Source organism: Streptomyces sp. NPDC001787 (assembly GCF_040297465.1).
Taxonomy (GTDB): Bacteria; Actinomycetota; Actinomycetes; order Streptomycetales; family Streptomycetaceae; genus Streptomyces.
Genome location: NZ_JBEOZE010000001.1, coordinates 417,531 through 438,784, shown reverse-complemented (window position 1 = coordinate 438,784; position 21,254 = coordinate 417,531). Strand labels below are relative to the sequence as shown.

Below are 21,254 nucleotides of genomic sequence, written 5' to 3'. Positions count from 1 at the left end.
TGTCAGTCCGGTCGCGTACGGTGAAGTCATCCTTCTCGCACTCCCCTCGCACGCCCCGCCAGCCTCACGAACAGGAGACCTTGGTGCCGGTCCTCCCTGGAGCCGAGCCGTTCCGCCACGAGGGCGGAGAGGTCGGCGTCCTCCTCTGTCATGGATTCACCGGATCGCCGCAGTCGCTGCGCCCCTGGGCCGACTATCTGGCCGAGCGCGGGCTCACCGTCTCGCTGCCGCTGCTGCCCGGACACGGCACCCGCTGGGAGGACATGGCGGTCACCGGCTGGCAGGACTGGTACGCCGAGGTGGACCGGGAGCTGCGGGCGCTTCGTGAGCGGTGCGAGCAGGTCTTCGTCTTCGGCCTGTCCATGGGCGGTGCGCTGACCCTGCGGCTGGCGGCGAAGCACGGGGACGCGATCAGCGGTCTGGTGCTCGTGAACCCGGCGAACAAGGTGCACGGCCTCTCCGCGTACGCCCTGCCGGTCGCCCGTCATCTGGTGCGTACGACCAAGGGGCTGGCCAGCGATATCGCGCTGGAGGGCGCCGAGGAGGTCGGCTACGGCCGGGTGCCGCTGCACGCGGCCCATTCGGTGCGGAAGTTCTTCCGGCTGGTCGACGCCGAGCTGCCCCAGGTGACCCAGCCGATCGTGCTGCTGCACAGCCCGCAGGACCATGTCGTGCCGCCCGCCGACTCGGCCCGGATCCTCAGCCGGGTGTCCTCGACGGATGTCGAGGAGATCCTGCTGGAACAGAGCTACCACGTGGCGACGTTGGACCACGATGCGGAGCGGATCTTCGATGAGAGCTACCGGTTCATCGGCCGCCTCGCACCCAGCGTCGGGAAGAAGGGGAGCACATCCGGTGGCTGAGCACGACGCGGAGCGCACAGGCAGCGACGAGGAGCGCGAACCACGCCCCGTGGAGGGCACGGCCGTTCCCGGGGGGACCGGGAGCGCCGAGGGGGCACCGGGCGGCAGGCCGGTCGACGAGGACGCCGCCTGGCAGGCGATCGTCGCCGGGTACGGCGAGGAGCCGCCGGACCCGCCGGGCGCCAAGCCGTTCAAGTCGATCGAGGATCTCGCCCTGCTGGAGGACGGCCAGCTGAACGTCCTGGGTCCGGACGCGGCTCCGGGCGACTCCGCCGACAAGGGGACCAAGCAGGCGCCCCCGAAGCCGCCGGAGAAGAAGCCGCTCGGCAGCTCGGTGGTCTTCGCCCCCGGTGTCGGCGGTCCGCGTGACTACGAGGTGGCGGAGCCGGGGAGCGGCGACACCGACGATCCGGACGACAGCGAGGAGGGCCACTTCGTGCCCCCCGAGCCGCCGGAGCTTCCGGAGGCCGATGTCACCGCGAAGTTCGCGTGGCTCGCGGTCGTCGGCGGCCCGGTCCTGATGCTGCTCGCGGTGCTGCTCCAGTGGGAGATGACGTGGTGGCTCTCCACGATCTGCATCGGCGGGTTCCTGGGCGGCTTCGCGACGCTGGTGGCCCGGATGCCCCATGACGACGAGGATTCCGACGGCTACGACGATCCGGGGCGCGGCGCGGTGGTCTGAGCCCCCGGGGCCGGACAGCCCCGGGGTCGTACCGGCCCGGGTCAGGCGGGCTCCGGGCCGGACGCGGGCACCCGGAGCACCGCCAGCACGGGCAGGTGGTCCGTGGCCGCCCGCAGGTCGGCCTCGTCGATGCCGGGCAGCCCCGCCGGGACACCGCAGCCGAGGACCTCGATGCCGTGCGTCGCGAAGACCGCGTCGATACGGCGTCGCGGGTCCCCGGGGGTGAAGGTGAGCTCGCCGCCCCACGGCGCCACGGCCCAGCAGTCCTGGAGCCGCCCGGCCACGTGCCGGAACGCCTTCCCGGTCGGTACGTCGTTGAGGTCGCCCGCCGCCACGGCGTGCGGCACGTCCATCGCCTCCAGCTGCCGCAGCAGCAGTTCGCTCTGGGCCAGGCGCTCCTCGCGCTGGAGGCTCAGATGGCAGCTCAGTACGCCGATCCGGGTGCCGGCGATCCGTACCACCGCCGTGGCGAAGCCCCTGCGGTGCAGCCCGGGGGTGCGGGGCAGCAGGATGTCCTCGGTGCGCTCGACCGTGGCCCGCAGCGAGCACAGCAGCATCGGCCCGGCCGCGGTGGCGCCGCCGCCGAGGACCACGAGACCGCTGCGCTTGGCGAGCCGCGCGGCGGCCTTGCGCCAGCGGAAGAAGCGCGGGGCCTCCTGGACGAGGACCAGGTCGGGGGCGCAGGCGCGGATGACCCGGGCCAGCGCCGCGGTGTCGTCGCGCATCGAGCGGACGTTGTAGGTGAGCACCCGGACGACGGCCGAACCGTCCGGCTCGGTGCGGGAGTCGGGCAACGGCGTCATGACCATGCGGGCCACGATACGACGGACGCCCGCCGCTGCCCCGAAGGGCGCGACGGGCGTCCGCTCGGTCCTGGGCCGCCGCCGGCTACCGCCCGCGCCGGCCCGCGCCGTCAGCCCTGGCGGGCCAGGTCGGCCGCGCCCACCAGACCGGCCTTGCCACCCAGTTGGGCGGCGAGCACCTGTGCGTGCGGGCGCCACTGGCCGCCGATCAGCCAGCGCCGGAACGACTTGCGGATCGGGTCGAGGACGAGTTCGCCCTCGTCCGAGACGCCGCCGCCGACAATGAACGCGGACGGATCGAAGAGCGAGGCGAGGTCGGCCAGCCCGGCGCCGGCCCAGCGGGCCAGCTCACGGAAGGAGTCCACGGCCACCGGGTCGCCCTGCCGGGCGGCCTGGCTGATGTGCTTGCCCTCGATGCCCTCCACGGTGCCGTCGCCGAGCGCGAGCAGGGCGGCGGCGTTCTCCGGGGTGGCGTTGGCGCGCTGCTTGGCGTACCGGACGAGCGCGCGGCCGGAGGCGTACTGCTCCCAGCAGCCCTGGCTGCCGCAGCCGCAGAGCAGACCGTCCGGGACGACCCGGATGTGGCCGAACTCGGCGGCCACGCCGAAGCGGCCACGCCGAAGCTTGTTGCCGATGATGATGCCGCCGCCGAGGCCGGTGCCGAGCGTGATGCAGATGACGTCGTCGTGGCCCTGGCCGGCACCGAAGCGGTATTCGCCCCAGGCCGCCGCGTTGGCGTCGTTCTCGACGACGACCGGCAGGCCGACGCGCTGCTCGACCTTGTCCTTGAGCGGCTCGTGGCGCCAGTTGATGTTCGGCGCGAAGAGTACGGTGGCGCGCTTGTCGTCGACGTATCCGGCGGCGCCGATGCCGACGGCCTCGATGTCGTGTCCCTCGCTCGCGCCGGCCACGGCCGAGCAGATGGCGTCGACGATGCCTTCGGCCGTCGGAGGGGTCGGTACCTTGAACGTCGAGAGGATCCGGCCCTCTTCGTCGACCACTCCAGCCGCGATCTTCGTGCCGCCGATATCGACGCCGATGGTGAGTCCCATGAATCCCTCAGTTCCGGTCGAGCCCCGCTAGGGCCAACCGTACCCGAGGCGGGGCATCGTCCGGTCCGTCCGTCCGTCCCGCCGGACCCGTTCCGGGCGGGTCAGTCCAGGTCGATGTGCTCGCTGCCGGCGGGGCCCTCGTCCCTCGGGTCGGAGGGGTCCTCGGCCGCCTGCTTGCGCGTACCGGAGGGAGCGCCGCTCCCGCCGGCGCCCTCCGTCGTCCGGGTCCAGCGGCCCTCCTGGCCCTCGACGGCCGAACGGTAGGCGGCCAGGAGCTCGTTGCCCGCCGCCGCGAGATGGTCGAAGAGGTCCGGGTTGCGTTCGATGACGGGTTCGACGGCCGTCCTCGCCTGCCGGATGACCTGCTGCACGGCTCCCTGCGCGGCCACGCCGAGCAGCGGCGACTGGAACGAGGCGACCTTGTCGGCCACGGCGTCGACCAGCTTGCGCAGTTCCTCGGCGGCGGAGCCGGGCTGCGGGCCGTACTGGGCGCGGCGGCGGGCCTTCTCCGCCGCGAGGTCCTCGGCGCAGGCCTCGGCCCACGCGTCGCCGTCGACGGGACGATCGGTGGCTTCACTCATGGCTGACTCCTGCGACGCGGGTTGCCGGCGACGGGCCGTACGGAACACGTACTACCGACGTTACCCGAACGGTGGTGTGCCGTTCAGGCTGTGCGCGGCCAGAGCGCCGGGTCCGGGGTGAACCGGACGCGCAGCACACCTTCGTGGAGTGCCGCGCCCGATACGGTGCAGCGCCGCAGCCCGGATTCGAGCCGCACGATCCGGTGGAACGGGCCCACGGTGAGCAGTAGTTCGTCGCCGCGGCGGACGAGCCGGAGGTCGGACTTGGCGGCTCCGGGCAGCGGCAGGCACCAGACGAGCGCCCGCTCGCGGCCGTCCTCGGCGGGGGCCTCCTCGATCCACCAGGGGTCGTCGGCCCGCCCCGGTGCCCGCTCGTCCGGCACGGCGGGGGTGAGGGCGTCGAGGTCGTCGAGACCCTGGGGGTCACGCCCGAGGTGGGGCACCTCGCACAGCGTGGTGCCGGGGGCCCACTCCGTGCGCCAGTGGTCCAGGCACTTCTCCTGCTGGGCCGCGAGCGCGGCGAACCAGGGGTCGGACGAGTGCCGGGGAAGCATCCGGCCGGCCACCAGGGTGTCGACGCGCAGCCCGTGCAGGGCGAGGCCGGTGCGGGCGGTGCGCAGGGCGTCCTCGGCGGCGGGTCCCGGTTCGGCGACCAGGCGGACGGTGGTCGCGCGGTCCTCGATCAGCGCCTGGACGGCGGCCAGCTCGGCGTCCTTGCGGGCAGCCGCCTCGTACAGCCACTGCGCGGGCATCGGGACCCCGGCGAGCTGGGCGAGCATCGGGCGCAGCGCGCGGGCGGCCTGCCGTTCCCGGGGCAGCAGGCGGCGCAGATAGCGGCGCAGCTGTTCGGGCAGGGCGAGCAGGGCGAGGGCTTCGCGCAGCGGTGGCAGGTCGACGACGAGGACGTCGTAGCCGGTTTCGGGCGAGGCCCAGTCGCCCTCGGCCGCGCGGCGCAGGGTGTGCAGGAGCGCGAGCGGGGCGCTGCCGGGCAGCTCGGTGAGTTCCTCGCCCTCCAGCCGGTTGGCGCCGAGGAGTTCGAGGACGCCCGCGGCCCGGTCCTGGAGTTCGAGGAGTTCGCCGCGGAAGTGGGCACCGGAGTCGATGCGGGCGCTGTACAGGTGGCCGGTGACCTCGGCGGGTTCCGGGCCGTCGGGGAAGCCGGGGACGGTGTCGGCGGAGATCAGGAGGGTGCGGCGGCCGCTGCGGGCGGCGGCCAGCGCGGTCGCCGCCGCGACGGTGGTACGGCCTGCGCCGCCGGGACCGGTGACCAGGACCGTACGCACCGGGTCAGGCCTGCGGGACGGACTCGACGCGCTTCTTCAGACCGGCCAGGGCGCGGTCGATGATGACCTTCTCCGCCTTGCGCTTGATCATGCCGAGGAGCGGGATCTTGACGTCGACGGCGAGCCGGTAGGTGACCTCGGTGCGGTCGCCGCCGCCGATGGGCACCAGGGCGTACGTGCCGTCCAGGGCGCGCAGCATCTGGGACTTCACCAGGCTCCAGCTGACCTCGTTCTCGCCGGTCCAGGTGTAGGCGAGGACATGGTCGTCCTTGATCGCTCCGGCGTCCAGGACGAGGCGGACCTGCTCGGCCCGGCCGCGGTCGTCGGTGGCCAGGACCTCGGCCTCCTTCACCTCGCCGGTCCACTCCGGGTAGCGGGCGAAGTCGGCGATCACGCCCATGACGTCGGCCGGTGCCGCCTCGATCGTGATGCTCGAGCTGGTGTGTTCAGCCATCGCCGTGGCCCTCCGTGCGGTGTACCGGTCGCGTTCGGCAGGAGCCTGCCGGTTGCAGGCTATCGCGTGCCCGCCCCCGCCCCGTTCACCAGGTGAGGGCCCAGGGCACCCCGGTCGAGGCGAAGTGCCCGACGTTGACGCACTCGGTCGTCCCTATCCGCATCCGGCGGACCAGCGGCTGGTGGACATGGCCGAACAGTGCGTACCGGGGGCGGGTCCGGCGGATGGCGGCGAGGAGGGCCCGGCTGCCGCGTTCGAAACGGCGGGCGACGGTGTCGTACGTCAGCTCCGGCACCTCGGGCGGGATGTGCGAGCAGAGCACGTCGACCGGACCGAGCGCCTCGACCTTGGCCGCGTACTCCTCGTCGCCGATCTCGTACGGGGTGTTCATCGGGGTCTTCAGCCCGCCGCCGACGAAGCCGAAGACCCGGCCGCCGATCTCGACGCGCTCACCGTCCAGGACGGTGGTCCCGGCGCGCGCGTACTCGGGCCACAGGGCGGGGACGTCGACGTTGCCGTAGGTGGCGTAGGTCGGGGTGGGGAAGGCGGCGAACAGCTCGGCGTACTGCTTGCGCACCGCACCGAGGATCGCGGCGTCGCGGTCCTTCCCCGCCCAGAGCGAGCGGCCGAACTCACGCGCCTCCTCGAAGCGGCGTTCGGTGCGCAGCGCGACGATGCGGTCCGCGTTCCGCTCGCCGAAGATGTCGGGGAAGATGCCGCGCGAATGGTCGGCGTAGTCGAGGAAGAGCACCAGGTCCCCCAGGCAGAGGAGGGCGTCCGCCCCGTCCCCGGCGCGGGCCAGCGCCTCGGTGTTGCCGTGCACATCGCTCACCACGTGGACACGTGTGGTGCGGCGCGCGGCCGCGTCCCGACCGTGCCGACCGTCCTGTTCGCTGCCTCGCATGGCGTTCACCCTAAGGGCTGTCCCGTGGTCCCCGGTGGATCGGTTCGCGGCTTCGGACGCGGGTGCGGCGCGAGGCGGAGGCGCGCCTCGCAGGGGACGCCCGAGGCGCCCCGTGACGGCGCCGCGCGTGTGCGTGCCGGGCGTCGCAGGTCAGGCGGGAAGTGCCGGAGGGCCCCGCGTCCCCCGGGGCCGTGTGCAGGGGCGGCCGGACCTGCGGTTACTTCCGAGTCGTGACAGGGGTGGACTACTGTGCGCGAGAGGACCACCCATGTGTGTGATGCATAAGACATCTGGCCGGAACCCCCTATCGGGAACCATGTACCGGTGGGTAACGTCCGGGCAGTCCAGTCGTGCTCACCCCACGGAGCACCTGCCAATCTTGGACCGCAGCCGGTGCGTCACACAGAGCCGTGGCACCGGAGCCCGATGAGGAGCAGCAGTCTTGCGCGAGTTCAGCCTTCCGGCCCTTTACGAGGTCCCGACGGACGGCAACCTGACGGATCTCATCCGCCGCAATGCCGCTCAGCATCCTGATGTCGCGGTGATGAGCCGCAAGGTGGCCGGTGTCTGGACGGACGTCACCGCCACCCGGTTCCTGGCCGAGGTGCGAGCCGCCGCCAAAGGGCTGATCGCCTCGGGCGTGCAGCCCGGCGACCGGGTCGCCCTGATGTCCCGTACGCGCTTCGAGTGGGTCCTGCTGGACTTCGCGATCTGGAGTGCGGGAGCGGTCACCGTGCCGGTCTACGAGACCAGCTCCGCCGAGCAGATCCAGTGGATCCTCGGTGACTCCGGCGCGGTCGCGGTGCTCGTGGAGAGCGACGGGCACGCCGAGGCGGTCGCCTCCGTACGGGACCGGCTGCCCGGGCTGTCGCACGTGTGGCAGATCGACAGCGGCGCGGTCGACGAGCTGACCGCGGCCGGCGCCGAGGTCTCGGACGAGACCCTGGACCTGCGCATGGTGAGCGCCAGGGCGGACGACCCGGCCACCATCGTCTACACCTCCGGCACCACGGGCCGCCCCAAGGGCTGTGTGCTGACGCACCGCAGCTTCTTCGCGGAGTGCGGCAACGTGGTGGAGCGGCTGAAGCCCCTCTTCCGTACCGGCGAGTGCTCGGTGCTGCTCTTCCTGCCCGCCGCGCATGTCTTCGGACGGCTGGTCGAGGTGGCCGCCGTGATGGCCCCGATCAGGCTCGGCTGTGTGCCGGACATCAAGAACCTCACCGATGAACTGGCCACGTTCCGGCCGACGCTGATCCTCGGTGTGCCGCGGGTCTTCGAGAAGGTCTACAACTCGGCGCGCGCCAAGGCGCAGGCCGACGGCAAGGGCAGGATCTTCGACCGGGCGGCCGACACCGCGATCGCCTACAGCCGTGCGCTGGGCACCCCGCAGGGTCCCTCGCTCGGCCTGCGGCTCAAGCACAGGCTCTTCGACAAGCTGGTCTTCGGCAAGCTCCGCGCGGTGCTCGGGGGGCGCGGCGAGTTCGCGATCTCCGGCGGCGCCCCGCTGGGCGAGCGGCTCGGGCACTTCTACCGGGGCATCGGCTTCACGGTGCTGGAGGGCTACGGCCTCACCGAGACCTGTGCGGCGACCGCGTTCAATCCGTGGGACCGGCAGAAGATCGGTACGGTCGGCCAGCCGCTGCCCGGTTCGGTCGTCCGGATCGCCGACGACGGCGAGGTCCTGCTGCACGGTGAGCACCTGTTCACCGGCTACTGGAACAACGAGGCGGCGACGGCCGAGGCGCTGGCCGACGGCTGGTTCCACACGGGTGACATCGGCACGCTCGACGAGGACGGCTATCTCGCGATCACCGGCCGCAAGAAGGAGATCATCGTCACGGCGGGCGGCAAGAACGTCGCCCCCGCCGTCATCGAGGACCGGATCCGCGCGCACGCCCTGGTCGCCGAGTGCATGGTGGTCGGCGACGGGCGGCCGTTCATCGGCGCGCTGATCACCGTCGACGAGGAGTTCCTGGTCCGCTGGGCCGAGGAGCACGGCAAGCCGGCCGGCTCCACGGCGGTGTCGCTGCGCGAGGACGCCGATCTGCTGGCCGCGGTGCAGCGGGCGGTGGACGACGGCAACGCCGCGGTGTCCAAGGCGGAGTCCGTACGCAAGTTCCGCATCCTGCCCACGCAGTTCACCGAGGAGGCGGGCCACATCACGCCGTCGCTGAAGCTGAAGCGCAATGTGGTGGCGAAGGACTTCGCGGACGAGGTCGAGTCGATCTACCGCGCCTGACACACGTACGAGGAAGGGGCCCGCACGGTGTGTGCGGGCCCCTTCCTCGTGTCCGGCCGGGTGGCGGGAGCGGCCCGGCCGGCTGCCCGGATGCCTCGGCTGCCCCTCGGCCGGCCCGGACGTCCGGATGCCCGTGCGCGGCTCAGAGCAGTGTCCTCAGCTCCTCGGCGAGCAGGTCCCAGCGCCACTTCTCCTCGACCCAGGCCCGGCCCCGCTCCCCCATGCTCCGCCGCAGCTCCGGATCGCCGAGCAGCGTGACGATCCGGTCGGCCGACTCCTCGGCGCTCCCGCCCCGCACCACCCACCCGGTCTCCCCGTCGAGCACCGCGTCGGGGGCACCGCCCGAGTCGCCCGCCACCACCGGCAGTCCGGTCGCGGAGGCCTCCAGGTAGACGATGCCCAGGCCCTCGACGTCGAGGCCGCCGCGCCGGGTGCGGCACGGCATGGCGAAGACGTCCCCCGCGCCGTAGTGGGCGGGCAGCTCCGCCCACGGCACCGGGCCGGTGAAGCGCACCGAGTCCAGCACGCCCGTCTCGGCGGCCAGCCGCTTCAGGTCCTTGGCGTACGGGCCGCCGCCGACGATCAGGAGCACGGCGTCCGGCACCTGAGCCAGGATCGCGGGCATGGCGAGGATCAGCGTGTCCTGGCCCTTGCGCGGCACCAGCCGCGACACACAGACGACGACGGGCCGGTCGGTGAGTCCGAGGCGGGCCCTGACCCGGTCCCCGCCGGACGCCGGGTGGAAGGTCTTCTCGTCGACCCCGGGCGGCAGCTGGACCATCCGGGCGGCCGCCTCGGGGGTGAGCGCGGCGGCGATCCGGGAGCGGGTGTACTCACCGAGGTACGTGATGGTGTCCGTACCCTCGCCGATCCGGCGCAGCAGTTGCCGGGACGCGGGCAGCTGGGCCCAGCCCGCCTCGTGCCCGTGGGTGGTGGCCACGATGCGGCGGGCGCCGGCCCTGCGCAGGGCCGGCGCCATCAGACCGAGCGGGGCGGCGGCGCCGAACCAGACGGAGGTGCAGCCGTGTGCGCGCAGCAGTCCTACGGCCTGCCGGGTGACCCGCGGGGTCGGCAGCAGCATGGTCGTACGGTCGCGCACGACGGTGAACGGCTGCTCCGCGTCGAAGGCGGCGGTGGCCGCGACACCCTCGGCACCCCGCTTCCAGGTCGAGGCGTAGACGACGAGTTGTCCGGGGTCCAGGCGCAGCGCCATGTTGTGCAGGAACGCCTGGATACCGCCGGGGCGGGGCGGGAAATCGTTCGTCACGATCAAGGTCTTGTCCATCGCCGCCGACAGTACCCAACGGCCGCGCTTCATGGCTCACGCACGGTCCCGCCCGGCATCATGACTCCCCGGGGCACGGGACGGGCACGGGCGGGACGGCGACGAGCGGGACGGGCAGGGCAGCGGATGGGGCCGGTGAAGGGTGCGGCGACGGGAGCCTGGGGCGCGCGGCTGCCGCCGCTCGTGGTGTGGGCACTGACCAGGGCGGCGCTGCTGCTGTGTGTGTTCAAGGTGTTCACGGTGCCGGGCCCGGACGTCACGGTGGATGTCTCGGTGATCTACCGGGGCTGGTACGACGTCCTGCGGACGGGCACGTACCCGCTGGACGACATCACCTGGCAGTACCCGCCCGCCGCGGCGCTGGCCATGCTGTCACCGGCGCTGCTGCCGTTCCTGGAGTACGCGGCGGCGTTCTTCGTGCTGGTGCTGCTGTGCGACGCGCTGGTCCTGGGGCTGCTGCTGTACGCCGGGCGGCGCCCGGGGATACAGGACGCGGGCGCGTGGGTGTGGGTGGCGGGGGTGCCGCTGCTGGGCCCGACCGCGTACGCCCGGTACGACCTGATGGTGACGGCGCTCGCCGTGGCGGCGCTGCTGGCCGGGCTGCGCCGCCCCCGGGTGCTGGGGGCGCTGGCCGGGTTCGGGGCGCTGCTGAAGGTGTGGCCGGTGCTGCTGCTGGTGGGTACCCGGCGCGGGCGGGCGACGCGCGGGGCGTGGGTCTCCGCGGCGGTGACGGGCGCGGTGGTGGCCGCGGGGTGCGCCCTGGCCATGCCGGGCGCCTTCGCGTTCGTGGAGTTCCAGCGGGAGCGGGGCACCGAGATCGAGTCGCTGGGGGCGCTGTTCTTCCACGGGGCCCGGCACTTCGGCTGGGAGGGACGGGTGGAGCTGCACTACGGCTCGCTGGAGTTCCTGGGACCCCACGTACCGCTGGTCTCGGCGCTGGCGCTGGGGCTGAGCCTGTCCGCGTTCGGCTGGCTGCTGGTGTGGCGGCTGCGGGCCCGTGAGTTCTCGGTGCGCACCCCGGCGGACGCGGCGTTCACGGCGGTGCTGCTGTTCACCACGACCAGTCGGGTGATCAGCCCGCAGTACCTGGTGTGGCTGGTCGGGCTCGCGGCGGTCTGTCTGGTGTTCCGGGGCGGCCGGACGGCGCTGCCCGCCTGTCTGGTGCTGCTGGCGACCGGCGTGACCCTGCTGGAGTTCCCGCTCGGGTTCGGGCATGTGGTGGCCAGTGACGCGACGGGGGTGGGTCTGCTGGTGGTCCGCAACGGTCTGCTGGTGGCGGCCTCGGTCATCGCCGGGCGGCGGCTGTGGCGGGAGACGGTGCCGGGGCGCGGGCGGCCCCCGGGGCGGGCGGGCCGGGGCGCCGCGGAGACGCTGTCCGGGGCGGTCGCTCAGCCCAGCCGGGCGCTCAGGTAGTCCCGCCAGGACTCCGTGAAGTCCTGGGGCGTCGTGTCCAGGACGGTGCGCAGCGCGTGCTCCACCGACCCGTCCCGGCCGGGGTGGCGCCCCACGGCCTCGTAGAAGGCGATCAGCTTCTCCTCGCCCCACCGGTCGGCGATCAGCGCGCAGGCCAGCCAGCCGCCCTCGTAGGCCCCGGCGAGCTTCCCGGCGTCCCCGGCGAAGGCGAAGTCCTTGTCCGCGGGCAGTTCGGCGGGCCGCTCGCCGCGCCGTACGGCCTCGGCCAGTTCGGGCGCGATCTGCTCCGCCGGGCGGTCCTCCGCGCGGTAGGCCGTCCAGTCGGCGAAGCCCTCGGAGAGCCACATCGGGGTGGCCGCGGACGTCCCGGGCCGGGTCGCCACATGGGTGGTCTCGTGGGTCAGGACGACCCGTCGGCCGAAGGTGCCGAGCATCGCGTACGCCTGCGGGTTGACGATCACCCGGTCGGCCAGGGCGGGGCGCCAGCCGGTGCCGCCGACCTCGCCGGTGGTGACGGCGGCTATGCCCCGGTAGCTCGCCTCCGGTGAGCCCAGCAGCTTCGCCATGTCCTCGACGGAGTCCGGTACGAGCACCACCACCCGGCGCGCCCAGGACCGGGGCCAGGCGCCGGAGACGGCCGGAACGGCGAGGTCGGCGGTGTCCGCGATCCGGCGCAGCTCCCCCTCGTCCCTGCCGACGCCCAGGACGAGGCTGTGCGCGCCGCGCACGACCCGGACGTCGCCCTGCTGCCAGAGCTGGTCCGCGGCGTCCTTGCCGGGCCGGTCGGCGGCGATGTACCAGCGCTCCCCCGCCCCGGCGCGGGTCAGCTCCAGGGTGCGGCGGGTGGCCATCGGGGCGCTGTCGTATCCGGCGATCCGGTAGCGCAGCTCGACATCGGCGGTGGCCCCGCGCTCGCCGTGCCCGCTGACGCCCTTGAGTTCGTACGTCCAGGACTTCAGGGGTACGTCGGCGAGGTTGGCCAGTTCGGTGCGCTGGGCGGCCCGCAGCTTCGTGGCCCGGGGGTCGAGCACGGACAGGAAGGCGGTGGGGTCGTGGGCCAGGACGGCGGCGGCCCGGTCGTCCAGGACCGCACCGATCTCCCGGGCCGTGGGGCCGGTGGCGGGGGCGTCGGGGCCGGCGCAGGCGGACGTCAGCAGCAGCCCGGCGAGCACGGCACCCGCCGTACGCCGTCCGCGGGGTCTGCCCCGCCGCGCGTCACCCCTGAGAACAGCCACCCTGCCGATCGTACGGTCAGATACGGGTGACCGAGGAGACGGGCATCATGCCGACGGGGTCGAAGCGCACCCTGGCCCCGGGGTAGGGGGCGTGGATGACCTGGCCGTTTCCCACGTACATCCCGATATGGCTGGCGTCCGCGCGGTAGGCGACCAGATCTCCCGGCCGTGCCTGGGAGAGCGGCACCATCCGGCCCGCGTACCGCTGGGCCTGCGAGGTGCGCGGCAGGCCGACCCCGGCCTGGGCGTACGCCCAGCGCATCAGCCCCGAACAGTCGAATCCCGAGGGCCCCTCGGCGCCCCACACATAGGGACGGCCGAGCGCCCGCGTGGCCGCCGCCACGGCGGCCATCCCCCTGGGTGAGCCGGGGAGGACACCGGTGAGGTCCACGGCCGCCCCGCCGCGGCCGGAGCGCGAGGCCCGGTCGAAGGAGGCGCGCTCCCCTGCGGGCAGCTCCTCCAGCAGCCGGCGGGCGCGGGCGAGCTTGGCCTCGACGGTGCGCTTGTGGCGGATGACGGCGTTCCGGCCGGCTTCCAGTTCGGCCAGCGATCCGGCGGCCTCCGCGCGGGTCTGCGCGACCTTGCGCTGGGCCCGGCGGAGCCTGTCCAGGACCAGTGACTGACGGCTGTTCACCCGTTCCAGGGTGGCGGCCCGGTCGAGATAGGTGTCGGGGTCCGAGGAGAGCAGCAGGGCGAGCGAGGGGTCGATGGCGCCGGAGCGGTACTGCGCGCCGGCGAGCGAACCGAGCGCCATACGCATCCGGTTGATGCCCTCCTGGCCGCGCGCCGCCCGGTCCTGGGCGCGGTCCACCTCCCCGCGCAGCCGCTCGACCCGCTCCCCGGCCTCGTTGAACTTCTCGGTGGCCCTCTCCGCCTCCCCGTACAGCCGGTCCACCTCGGCCCTGGCCGCCTCGGGGCTGTCCTGCGGGTCGGCGCTCGCCGGGGCCCCCGTGAGCGTCGCCGCCGCGGTGGCCGCGGCGGCCGTGAGGACAGTGGCCCGGACGCTCCGGCCGAGGCCGGACTGGGTGGAACGGCGATGGGACACCACAGGAAGCCGCACTTCCTTCCGCTGACGCAGAGGTGCGCAGCCCCTGCCGCCCGGGGCGGGCGGACCGACGACCGGGAGCTGCACAGCAGCCAGACAGTAATCGGACGGCTACGCGGCGGCCAAAGACCGCGCCGGGGGCGCGCGGGGGTGTCACACAGCTCCGCCCCGCCGGTGACCTCGGTCTCCGGCGGGGCGGGGCGTCAGTGGAGCGGGGCGTAATTCGCCCGTTCGGGCGTCAGGCGACGCGGACGCCGAACTGGAAGGTGCCCATGTATTCCATCGACTCGTAGCGGACGTTGGCGCCCGGCTTCGGAGCGTGCAGGATCTGGTTGCCGCCCGCGTACAGGCCCACGTGCGAGGTGTTGTTGAAGAACACCAGGTCGCCCGGCTTCAGCGCGCTGCGCCCGATCCGCTGACCGTCGTTGACCTGGGTGTAGGTGACACGGGAGATCTGGACGTTGGCCTGGGCGTAGGCCCACTGCGTCAGCCCGGAGCAGTCGTAGGAGCTGGGGCCGGTGCCGCCGGGGTAGTACGGCTTGCCGATCTGGGTCGCGGCGGCCTGGAGGGCGGCGGCGCCGCGGGCGGAGGCGGGAACCTCGTTGCCCAGCTCGACCCGGTCGCCCGCGGCGCGGCTGGCGCGCTGCTCGTCCGCGTCCATCTTGGCGCGCTCGGCAGCGGTCAGGGTGTTGAGCAGCCGCTGGGCCTCGGCGAGCTTGGCCGAGGACTTCTTCTTGTTCTCGCCGAGCGTCTTGCGGACCTCGGCGAGGTCGCCCAGCTTCGCCTGCGCTTCCTTGCGCTGCTGCGCGAGGGTGCGCTGCTTGGACTGGATCTTCTGGAGCGACTCGGTCTGCTTGGCCGTCAGCTGGTCCAGCGCGGAGGCCTGGTCGAGGAAGTCGTCCGGGTCCGAGGCGAGGAAGAGCTGGACGGACGGGTCGATACCGCCGGAGCGGTACTGCGCGGTGGCGATCGAACCCAGCTCGCCGCGCAGGGTGTTGAGCTCGTCCTGGCCGCGGGCGACCTTGTCCTGGAGCGCATCGACCTGCTTCTTGAGCTTGTCCTGCTGCTCCTTGGCCCCGTTGAACTTCTCGGTGGCCGCCTCCGCCTCGTGGTAGAGCTTGTCGACCTCCGACTTGACGTCGGCCTTGCTCGGCTTGGGGTCGGCGTGGGCGGCCTGGGAGGACAGGGCCACTGCCGCAGCGGCGGCCGCGGTGAGCACGTTCACGCGGGCGCGGCTCGGCTGCTTGGGACGACGGTGGGACGCCACGAAGGCGAGCTCCTTCTTCCTCGAGCCGCCTACCGGGCTGTGGGGGACTTGAATCCCCGGCTCCGTGCATGTCACGGACTCGGCGGTGCCTTCGCCGCCACCCCGAATGGGTGATCAACCGTGCGAAGGTTCGAGGCCTGACCTTAGTGACCATCTTGTGATCAGTTCAAATCCTCACAAGAAAAAACTCACCACTTCAGGCACTTCTTTACACACATCACACCGCGTGTAGCGGCGACTTGACGGTACGTTCCGGAAATCCCGGCATGCCACACATGTCGCGCATGTCGAACTAGCCGGTCATGTCCGGCCATGCGCCCTCATACGCGGGAGAGCCGCTTCAGCAGCAGGGCGGACGCGACCGGCCGGGCCCCCGCCTTGGCCACCCCGTCCGCCACCTCACGGTCGGTGGAGACCACCACGACGGGCCGGCCGGGCGGTTCCGCGCGGGCCAGTTGACGGATCAGCTCGTCCGCCGTGACCCCCGCCTTGCTGAACAGCACCCGGACCCCGCGCGGCGGGGCCAGCAGCACCGGCGCGGCCAGCTCGGCCCCGTCGAACACACAGGTCATCTCGGCGCCGGTCTGCGCCGCGAGCACCGAGAGACCGCCCAGCAGCCGCAACCGCTGCTTCTCCAGCGGCATCTGCGGATATCCGGTCTTGGTGACGTTGTAGCCGTCCACGATCAGATGGGCCTGCGGCAGCGCGAGCAGCTGGTCCAGCAGCGCCGGGTCCGTCTCCGAAAGGGCCCTGGCGGCAATGTCCTTGGGCGACATCCGGCCCGGCTCCACCGCCTCGACGCCATCGGCGGGACGGATCGTCGAGGGCGGCAGTGCCAGTTCGCGGCGCAGCCCGCGGGCCGCGTCCAGCACCGTGTCGAGCAGCAGCCGCAGACGCATGTCCTCGACGGAACGCCCCTCCCTGGCCGCTCTGCGGCTCGCCTCGACGGACGACTCCGCCTCGCCGAGCCGCGCCTTGAGCCGCCGCGACTCGCTCTCGGCCGCGGAGACCTGGGCGGCCGTCTCGGCCCGCAGCGCGTCGGCCTCGGCCGCGCTCCGGCGCAGCGCCGCCTCGCTGCGCTTCACCTCGCTCTGGGCGCTGCGCAGTTTGCGGTGGAGGGACTCGGCCTCCTTGCGGGCCGCGTCCAGCTCGGTGCGCAGCCGCTCCGTCTCGCTCCTGGTCAGCGCCCGCGCCTGGGCCAGTTCCTCGCGCAGCCGCTCCAGCTCGCGCCGGGTCTCCTCGTCGGCCCGCTCGGCGTCGGCGCGCTGGACCTCCTCGCCGGCGGCCTCGACCAGCTTGACCCAGCCGGCCGGGCGCAGCACATAGGCGGCCGCGGCCACCTCGACGGGATCGGCGGCGGCGGGCGGCGCGCCCGCCTCCAGCGCGCCGGCCAGCTCGGGCTGGGCCTGGGCGATCCGCTCGCCGATGCGCTGCCGGAACAGCGGATCGCTCGCCAGGGCGGCCGCCATCGCGTTCCCGGCGAACTTGGCGCGCCGGGTCGGGGTGAAACGGGCATACTGCCGCAGCTGGGCGGGCAGTTCGCTGACCGTCAGGCCACCGAAGGCGTCCGCGACCAGTGCGACGACCCGCCGCCGTACGCCCTCGGGCAGCGGGCGGTCGAGCACCTCGACGGCACCGTCGGCCGCATCGGCCGGTTCGGCGCCGTTAGTCGGCTGCTCCACCATCCGTCACCCCAAATTGTCTGTCCGGGCGGCCCCCTCAGGAGTCGGCACCAGGCCTGTCCACCAGTTCGATCTGGTCCACCGCGTTGCACCAACGACACCGGACCGACTCGATGGTCTCACTGACCACCTCGCGCTCCTCGACACTCGACTCCCCGGCCAGGTCGAGATGAACGTACTCGACGACCTTGGAGGACCTCGTCACATCGAAGCGAGTGAGATTGCCGCAGAGCGTGCAGCGCCAGCGAGTAGCGTCGGTCGGCTGGGGAACCGTCGTCATCGTTGCGTCCTCTTTCGTCGTTCGTCCGTCCACCGGGCCTCGGCCGCGCGCGGCCGGGTCCCGTGCTGTCCTGTTCCAAGGATCTCGCGGTGCGCCGTCGAACTGCGGAAGTCCTGGCGCAACCCTACGGCCTCGCGTATACCCATCGGCACGGCGAGGCGCTCTGTCCGCTTCTCCACCGGTGCGTCATGCTCTGTGCATGATCGATTGGCGGGACGCCGGTTGGCGGGACAGGGCCGGAAGAATCCGGGCCGCGGCCGCGGCGGGCGGCGCTCCGGTCACCTATGGACTGATCGCGCTGAGCTGCGCCGTCTTCCTGGTCGGTCCGCTGTCCGGGTTCAGCCCCGGCTACGGCACCGGCGACACCCTGCTCGCCGCGCAGGCCGCGTACTTCGAGCGGTGGGGCGTCATCCCGGCCGAGCTGTGGGACGGCTCCGCGCACGCGGCGCTCACCCCGCTCACCGCACTGTTCGTGCACGGAAGCTGGCTGCACCTGCTGGGCAACCTGCTCTTTCTGTATGTGTTCGGCGCGATGACCGAGGAGCGGATGGGCCACGCGGAGTTCACGTTCTTCTATCTCGGCTGCGGCTATCTGGCGCTGGTCTGCTACGCGGCGACGCACGCCGGGTCCGACCAGACCCTGGTCGGCGCGTCGGGGGCGATCTCCGCCGTGCTCGGCGCGTTCCTCCGCCTCTTCCCCAGGGCCCGCGTCACCAGCCTCTTCCCGTTCCTCTTCTTCCTGCCGCTGCGTTTCCCCGCCTGGATCGTGCTGATCTTCTGGTTCGTCCTGCAGTGGCTGGCCGCCCGGGCCGCGGGCAGCGGCCCCGGGGTCGCGTATCTGGCGCATGTGGCGGGGTTCGCCGCCGGGTTCCTCTACGCCTGGGGGCGCTGTCGGGGTGGGGCTAGAGTGAAGAGTCCCACCACGGCCACCGAGGGAGAAAGCCAGCCGTGATCACCGCGATCGTGCTCATCAAGACCAGCGTGGACCGGATTCCCGAGATCGCCGAGGCCGTCGCCGCGCTGGACAGCGTCAGCGAGGTCTTCTCCGTCACCGGTACGTACGACCTCATCGCCATGGTCCGGGTGGCCAAGCACGACGATCTCGCCGATGTCATCCCCGGCCGGATCAGCAAGATCCCGGGCGTCGAGGGGACCGACACCCATGTGGCGTTCCGTACGTACTCCCAGCACGACCTGGAGGCGGCCTTCGCCATCGGCCTGGACGCGTAGCGGCGGGTACGGCTTCGGCCGGGTACGGGGCAGTCGCCCGGTACCCGGCCGAAGCCGTTTCGCGCACCCGCGTCCGCGGGTCAGACCTGTGCCGCACCCCGGTCCGGGACGCAGCGGCCGCCCTCGGTGCGGTACTTCCACTGGGCGCCCTCGCGGACCAGTTCCCCCACCGCCCGTACGAAGCGCTCGATGTGCTCGTCCGGCGTACCGGCACCGAAGCTGACCCGGATGGCGTTCAGCGAGCGCTCGCCCGGCTCGGCCTCGGGGGCGCCGCACTCCCCCGGGTCCTGCGGGTCACTGCCCAGCAGGGTGCGGACCAGCGGGTGGGCGCAGAACAGACCGTCGCGGACGCCGATGCCGTACTCCGCGGAGAGCGCGGCGGCGAAGTGCGAGCTGTTCCAGCCCTCCACCACGAACGAGATGACGCCGACCCGCGGGGCGTCGTCGCCGAACAGCGAGAGCACCTTGACCGCGGGGACCTCGGCGAGTCCCGCGCGGACCCGGGCGACGAGCCGCTGCTCACGGGCGACCAGGTCGTCGAAGCCGGCCTCGGCCAGCGCCTTGCAGGCCGAGGCGATGGAGTAGACGCCGATGACATTGGGCGAACCGGCCTCGTGGCGGGCCGCGGTGGTGTGCCAGTCCACGTCCACGCCGCCGTCGGCGCGCCGGGCGACCTTGCGGGAGGCACCGCCGCCGGCCAGGTAGGGCTCGGCCTCCTGGAGCCAGTCGGCGCGGCCCGCGAGGACACCGGAGCCGAACGGCGCGTACAGCTTGTGTCCGGAGAAGGCGACCCAGTCGACGTCCAGCCCGGCGATGTCCACGGGGTGGTGCGGGGCGAGCTGGGCGGCGTCCAGGACGATCCGGGCACCGTGCGCGTGGGCGGCGGCGGCCAGTTCCTTCACGGGCCACAGCTCACCGGTGACGTTGGAGGCGCCGGTGACGCACACCAGGGCCGGGCCGTAGGGGTCGCGGTCGGCGAGCGCCCGCTCCAGGGTCTCGACCGCCTGGGCCGGTGTGCGCGGCGCGTTGAGGTAGGTGACCCGGGCGTCGCGCCAGGGCAGCAGGGAGGCGTGGTGCTCGGTCTCGTACACGAACACCTGGCAGTCGGCGGGGAGTGCGGCGGCCAGCAGGTTGAGCGAGTCGGTGGTCGAGCGGGTGAAGATCACCTGGTCCTCGGCCCGGCAGCCGAGGAACTCCGCGACGACCGCGCGGCTGTTCTCGAAGAGGTCGGTGGAGAGCTGCGAAAGGTATCCGGCACCGCGGTGGACGCTGCCGTAGTACGGGGCGTACGCGGCGACGTCGTCCCACACCCGCTGGAGCGCCGGGGCACTCGCCGCGTAGTCGAGGGCCGCGTAGGTGACCTCGCCGCCCGTGACGAGCGGAACAGTGACGTTCTCCCCCAGAACCGGCAGAGGGGCACAAAGGGAACGGTCGGTGGCAGCGGTGGAGACAGACATGGCGAACTCCCGTAACAGGCAGGCGAAATCCATGCGCCGGCGGATACGCGGCAGCGCAGGAGAGGGGAAAAGAGGTGCGCGGAGAAGGGCGTCGAGCCCTATCGCATTCGCTTGCTCACAAGAGGCTCCCTAGGGACCAGGACCCCGGGGGTTGGCATACAACGATGCCGAGGGGCCCGCGCTTGCCGCAGACCTCGCTGCCTACGGCCTGGTCTTCACCCGGGGCACCCCGCCACGGACGGAGGGTTGCCGGACAGCGGGCCGGGGCCGTAGTCGCTGTCACTCATGACCTGCGCAGCATCTTGCCATACGTACCGGCATGCGCAAGGGCGCGGTCCGTCATCCGGACCGCGCCCTCGGCCACACCTTCCGCGTTCAGGCGTTGCTGACCGCCACCCAGCGCTCCAGCGCCCGCTTGGCCGCACCGGAGTCGACCGAATCGGCGGCCTCGGCGGTCTTCGCCGCGATCCGCTCGCTCAGCGTGCCCTCGCCCTGGTCCAGCGCGACCAGGGCCGCGGCCGCGTTGAGCAGCACGGCATCGCGTACGGGCCCCCGCTCACCGTCCAGCAGCCGGCGGGCGACATCGGCGTTGTACGAGGCGTCGGCCCCCCGCAGGGCCTCGACCGGCACCAGCTCCAGGCCCACGTCGCGCGGGTCGAAGGCCTCCTCGCGCACCCGGCCGTCACGGACCACCCAGACCCGTGAGGTGGCGGTGGTCGTCAGCTCGTCCAGGCCGTCGTCGCCGCGGAAGACGAGGGCCGAGTTGCCCCGGTCGGCGAGCACGCCCGCGACGATGGGCGCCATCCGCGCGTCGGCGACACCGACGGCCTGGGCCCGCACCCGGGCCGGGTTGGTCAGCGGCCCCAGGATGTTGAAGGTGGTCTGCGCGCCCAGCTCCTTGCGGGCCTTGGCCGCGTACCGCAGGGCGGGGTGGAACTTCACGGCGAAGCAGAAGGTGATGCCCGCCTCCTCCGCCACCGCGACGACCCGCTGCGGGGAGAGGTCGAGGTTGACGCCCAGCTTCTCCAGCACGTCGGAGGAGCCGCTGGCCGAGGAGGCGGCACGGTTGCCGTGCTTGACCACCTTGGCACCGGTGCCCGCGATGACGATCGCCGCCATCGTGGAGATGTTGACGGTCTTGGCCAGGTCGCCGCCGGTGCCGACGATGTCGACCGTGCGGCCCGGTACATGGATGGTGTTGGCGTGCTCGTACATCGCCCGGACGAGTCCGGAGACCTCGTCGACCGTCTCGCCCTTGGCGCGCAGCGCGACCGCGAAGCCGGCGATCTGCGCGTCGGTCGCCTCGCCGCTCATGATGCGGTCCATGGCCCAGGCGGTGTCGTCCGACGTGAGGTCCTCGCGGCGCAGCAGCGGGTTCAGCACGCCGGGCCAGGAACGGTCCGCCACGCTGTCGCCGCCGTTCGGGGTCACAACGTTCATGGTCCGCTCCAGGGGTCCACAGCCGGTAAAGGGAATGGCTCCACCCTATCCAGCGCCGG

General features: G+C 72.8%; 20 protein-coding genes and 1 riboswitch. Of the genes, 6 read left to right on the top strand and 14 right to left on the bottom strand.

The window, feature by feature from the left end; genetic code table 11:
* The first annotated feature begins 83 nt into the window (after positions 1 to 83).
* Both ABT170_RS01845 and ABT170_RS01840 read left to right on the top strand, forming a co-directional pair.
* Positions 84 to 863 carry an alpha/beta hydrolase gene (locus tag ABT170_RS01845; RefSeq protein WP_266929949.1) on the top strand — a complete coding sequence of 260 codons (780 nt, stop codon included), beginning with the start codon at positions 84 to 86 and terminating at the stop codon, positions 861 to 863.
* Entirely contained in the window at positions 856 to 1,545 is a 690-nt protein-coding gene (locus ABT170_RS01840; protein WP_351863433.1) for a hypothetical protein, read from the top strand. The genes ABT170_RS01845 and ABT170_RS01840 overlap by 8 nt, the downstream gene beginning before the upstream one ends.
* Positions 1,546 to 1,586: 41 nt before the next feature.
* Here the strand turns inward: ABT170_RS01840 and ABT170_RS01835 are convergent, their stop codons facing one another.
* The 6 genes from ABT170_RS01835 to ABT170_RS01810 all read right to left on the bottom strand — a co-directional run bounded on the left by ABT170_RS01835 (position 1,587) and on the right by ABT170_RS01810 (position 6,622).
* A complete protein-coding gene (locus ABT170_RS01835; RefSeq protein WP_351863431.1) occupies positions 1,587 to 2,354 on the bottom strand; it encodes an endonuclease/exonuclease/phosphatase family protein in 768 nt (255 codons plus the stop codon).
* A gap of 104 nt (positions 2,355 to 2,458) precedes the next feature.
* Positions 2,459 to 3,400, bottom strand: a complete 942-nt coding sequence (locus ABT170_RS01830; RefSeq protein WP_329945648.1) for an ROK family glucokinase — start codon at positions 3,398 to 3,400, stop codon at positions 2,459 to 2,461.
* 101 nt (positions 3,401 to 3,501) lie between these two features.
* The gene (locus ABT170_RS01825; RefSeq protein ID WP_329945647.1) at positions 3,502 to 3,981 is read right to left on the bottom strand and encodes a DUF5304 domain-containing protein; all 480 of its coding nucleotides are present in this window, start codon (positions 3,979 to 3,981) and stop codon (positions 3,502 to 3,504) included.
* Positions 3,982 to 4,064: 83 nt separating this feature from the next.
* Complete coding sequence (locus ABT170_RS01820; RefSeq protein ID WP_351863428.1) at positions 4,065 to 5,264, bottom strand: ArsA family ATPase; 1,200 nt, start codon at positions 5,262 to 5,264, stop codon at positions 4,065 to 4,067.
* 4 nt (positions 5,265 to 5,268) lie between these two features.
* Complete coding sequence (locus tag ABT170_RS01815) at positions 5,269 to 5,718, bottom strand: SRPBCC family protein (RefSeq protein ID WP_329945645.1); 450 nt, start codon at positions 5,716 to 5,718, stop codon at positions 5,269 to 5,271.
* An 85-nt stretch (positions 5,719 to 5,803) separates the two neighbouring features.
* Entirely contained in the window at positions 5,804 to 6,622 is an 819-nt protein-coding gene (locus ABT170_RS01810) for a metallophosphoesterase family protein (protein WP_329945644.1), read from the bottom strand.
* A gap of 442 nt (positions 6,623 to 7,064) precedes the next feature.
* Here ABT170_RS01810 and ABT170_RS01805 point away from each other — a divergent pair, with 442 nt between their 5' ends.
* Positions 7,065 to 8,861, top strand: a complete 1,797-nt coding sequence (locus ABT170_RS01805; RefSeq protein ID WP_351863426.1) for an AMP-dependent synthetase/ligase — start codon at positions 7,065 to 7,067, stop codon at positions 8,859 to 8,861.
* Positions 8,862 to 9,003: 142 nt separating this feature from the next.
* Here ABT170_RS01805 and ABT170_RS01800 read toward each other — a convergent pair whose 3' ends face one another.
* Positions 9,004 to 10,146 carry a glycosyltransferase family 4 protein gene (locus ABT170_RS01800; RefSeq protein ID WP_329945642.1) on the bottom strand — a complete coding sequence of 381 codons (1,143 nt, stop codon included), beginning with the start codon at positions 10,144 to 10,146 and terminating at the stop codon, positions 9,004 to 9,006.
* A gap of 126 nt (positions 10,147 to 10,272) precedes the next feature.
* Between ABT170_RS01800 and ABT170_RS01795 the strand changes: the two genes are divergently transcribed.
* A complete protein-coding gene (locus ABT170_RS01795) occupies positions 10,273 to 11,559 on the top strand; it encodes a glycosyltransferase 87 family protein (protein WP_329945641.1) in 1,287 nt (428 codons plus the stop codon).
* Here ABT170_RS01795 and ABT170_RS01790 read toward each other — a convergent pair.
* The 5 genes from ABT170_RS01790 to ABT170_RS01770 all read right to left on the bottom strand — a co-directional run bounded on the left by ABT170_RS01790 (position 11,535) and on the right by ABT170_RS01770 (position 17,068).
* Complete coding sequence (locus ABT170_RS01790; RefSeq protein ID WP_502970464.1) at positions 11,535 to 12,731, bottom strand: hypothetical protein; 1,197 nt, start codon at positions 12,729 to 12,731, stop codon at positions 11,535 to 11,537. The genes ABT170_RS01795 and ABT170_RS01790 overlap by 25 nt on opposite strands.
* 79 nt (positions 12,732 to 12,810) lie before the next feature.
* Complete coding sequence (locus ABT170_RS01785; protein WP_351863421.1) at positions 12,811 to 13,842, bottom strand: C40 family peptidase; 1,032 nt, start codon at positions 13,840 to 13,842, stop codon at positions 12,811 to 12,813.
* Between the two features lie 235 nt (positions 13,843 to 14,077).
* Positions 14,078 to 15,106, bottom strand: coding sequence for a C40 family peptidase (locus ABT170_RS01780; protein WP_329945638.1), 1,029 nt, complete (start codon positions 15,104 to 15,106; stop codon positions 14,078 to 14,080).
* A 320-nt stretch (positions 15,107 to 15,426) separates the two neighbouring features.
* Entirely contained in the window at positions 15,427 to 16,788 is a 1,362-nt protein-coding gene (locus ABT170_RS01775; protein ID WP_351863419.1) for an NYN domain-containing protein, read from the bottom strand.
* A 37-nt stretch (positions 16,789 to 16,825) separates the two neighbouring features.
* The gene (locus ABT170_RS01770) at positions 16,826 to 17,068 is read right to left on the bottom strand and encodes a hypothetical protein (RefSeq protein WP_018555472.1); all 243 of its coding nucleotides are present in this window, start codon (positions 17,066 to 17,068) and stop codon (positions 16,826 to 16,828) included.
* 199 nt (positions 17,069 to 17,267) lie between these two features.
* Between ABT170_RS01770 and ABT170_RS01765 the strand changes: the two genes are divergently transcribed.
* Positions 17,268 to 18,020: a rhomboid family intramembrane serine protease gene (locus ABT170_RS01765; protein WP_351863417.1), complete on the top strand. Its 753-nt coding sequence runs from the start codon at positions 17,268 to 17,270 to the stop codon at positions 18,018 to 18,020.
* The gene (locus tag ABT170_RS01760) at positions 18,017 to 18,298 is read left to right on the top strand and encodes an Lrp/AsnC family transcriptional regulator (RefSeq protein WP_123470113.1); all 282 of its coding nucleotides are present in this window, start codon (positions 18,017 to 18,019) and stop codon (positions 18,296 to 18,298) included. Before ABT170_RS01765 ends, ABT170_RS01760 begins: the two co-directional genes overlap by 4 nt.
* A gap of 80 nt (positions 18,299 to 18,378) precedes the next feature.
* Here ABT170_RS01760 and ABT170_RS01755 read toward each other — a convergent pair whose 3' ends face one another.
* Both ABT170_RS01755 and trpD read right to left on the bottom strand, forming a co-directional pair.
* Positions 18,379 to 19,755, bottom strand: coding sequence for an aminotransferase class V-fold PLP-dependent enzyme (locus tag ABT170_RS01755; protein WP_329945635.1), 1,377 nt, complete (start codon positions 19,753 to 19,755; stop codon positions 18,379 to 18,381).
* Between the two features lie 173 nt (positions 19,756 to 19,928).
* Positions 19,929 to 20,046, bottom strand: a riboswitch (SAM riboswitch).
* An 84-nt stretch (positions 20,047 to 20,130) separates the two neighbouring features.
* On the bottom strand, positions 20,131 to 21,195 hold the full coding sequence (gene trpD / locus ABT170_RS01750) for an anthranilate phosphoribosyltransferase (protein WP_329945634.1): 1,065 nt from the start codon (positions 21,193 to 21,195) through the stop codon (positions 20,131 to 20,133).
* Positions 21,196 to 21,254 lie beyond the last annotated feature (59 nt).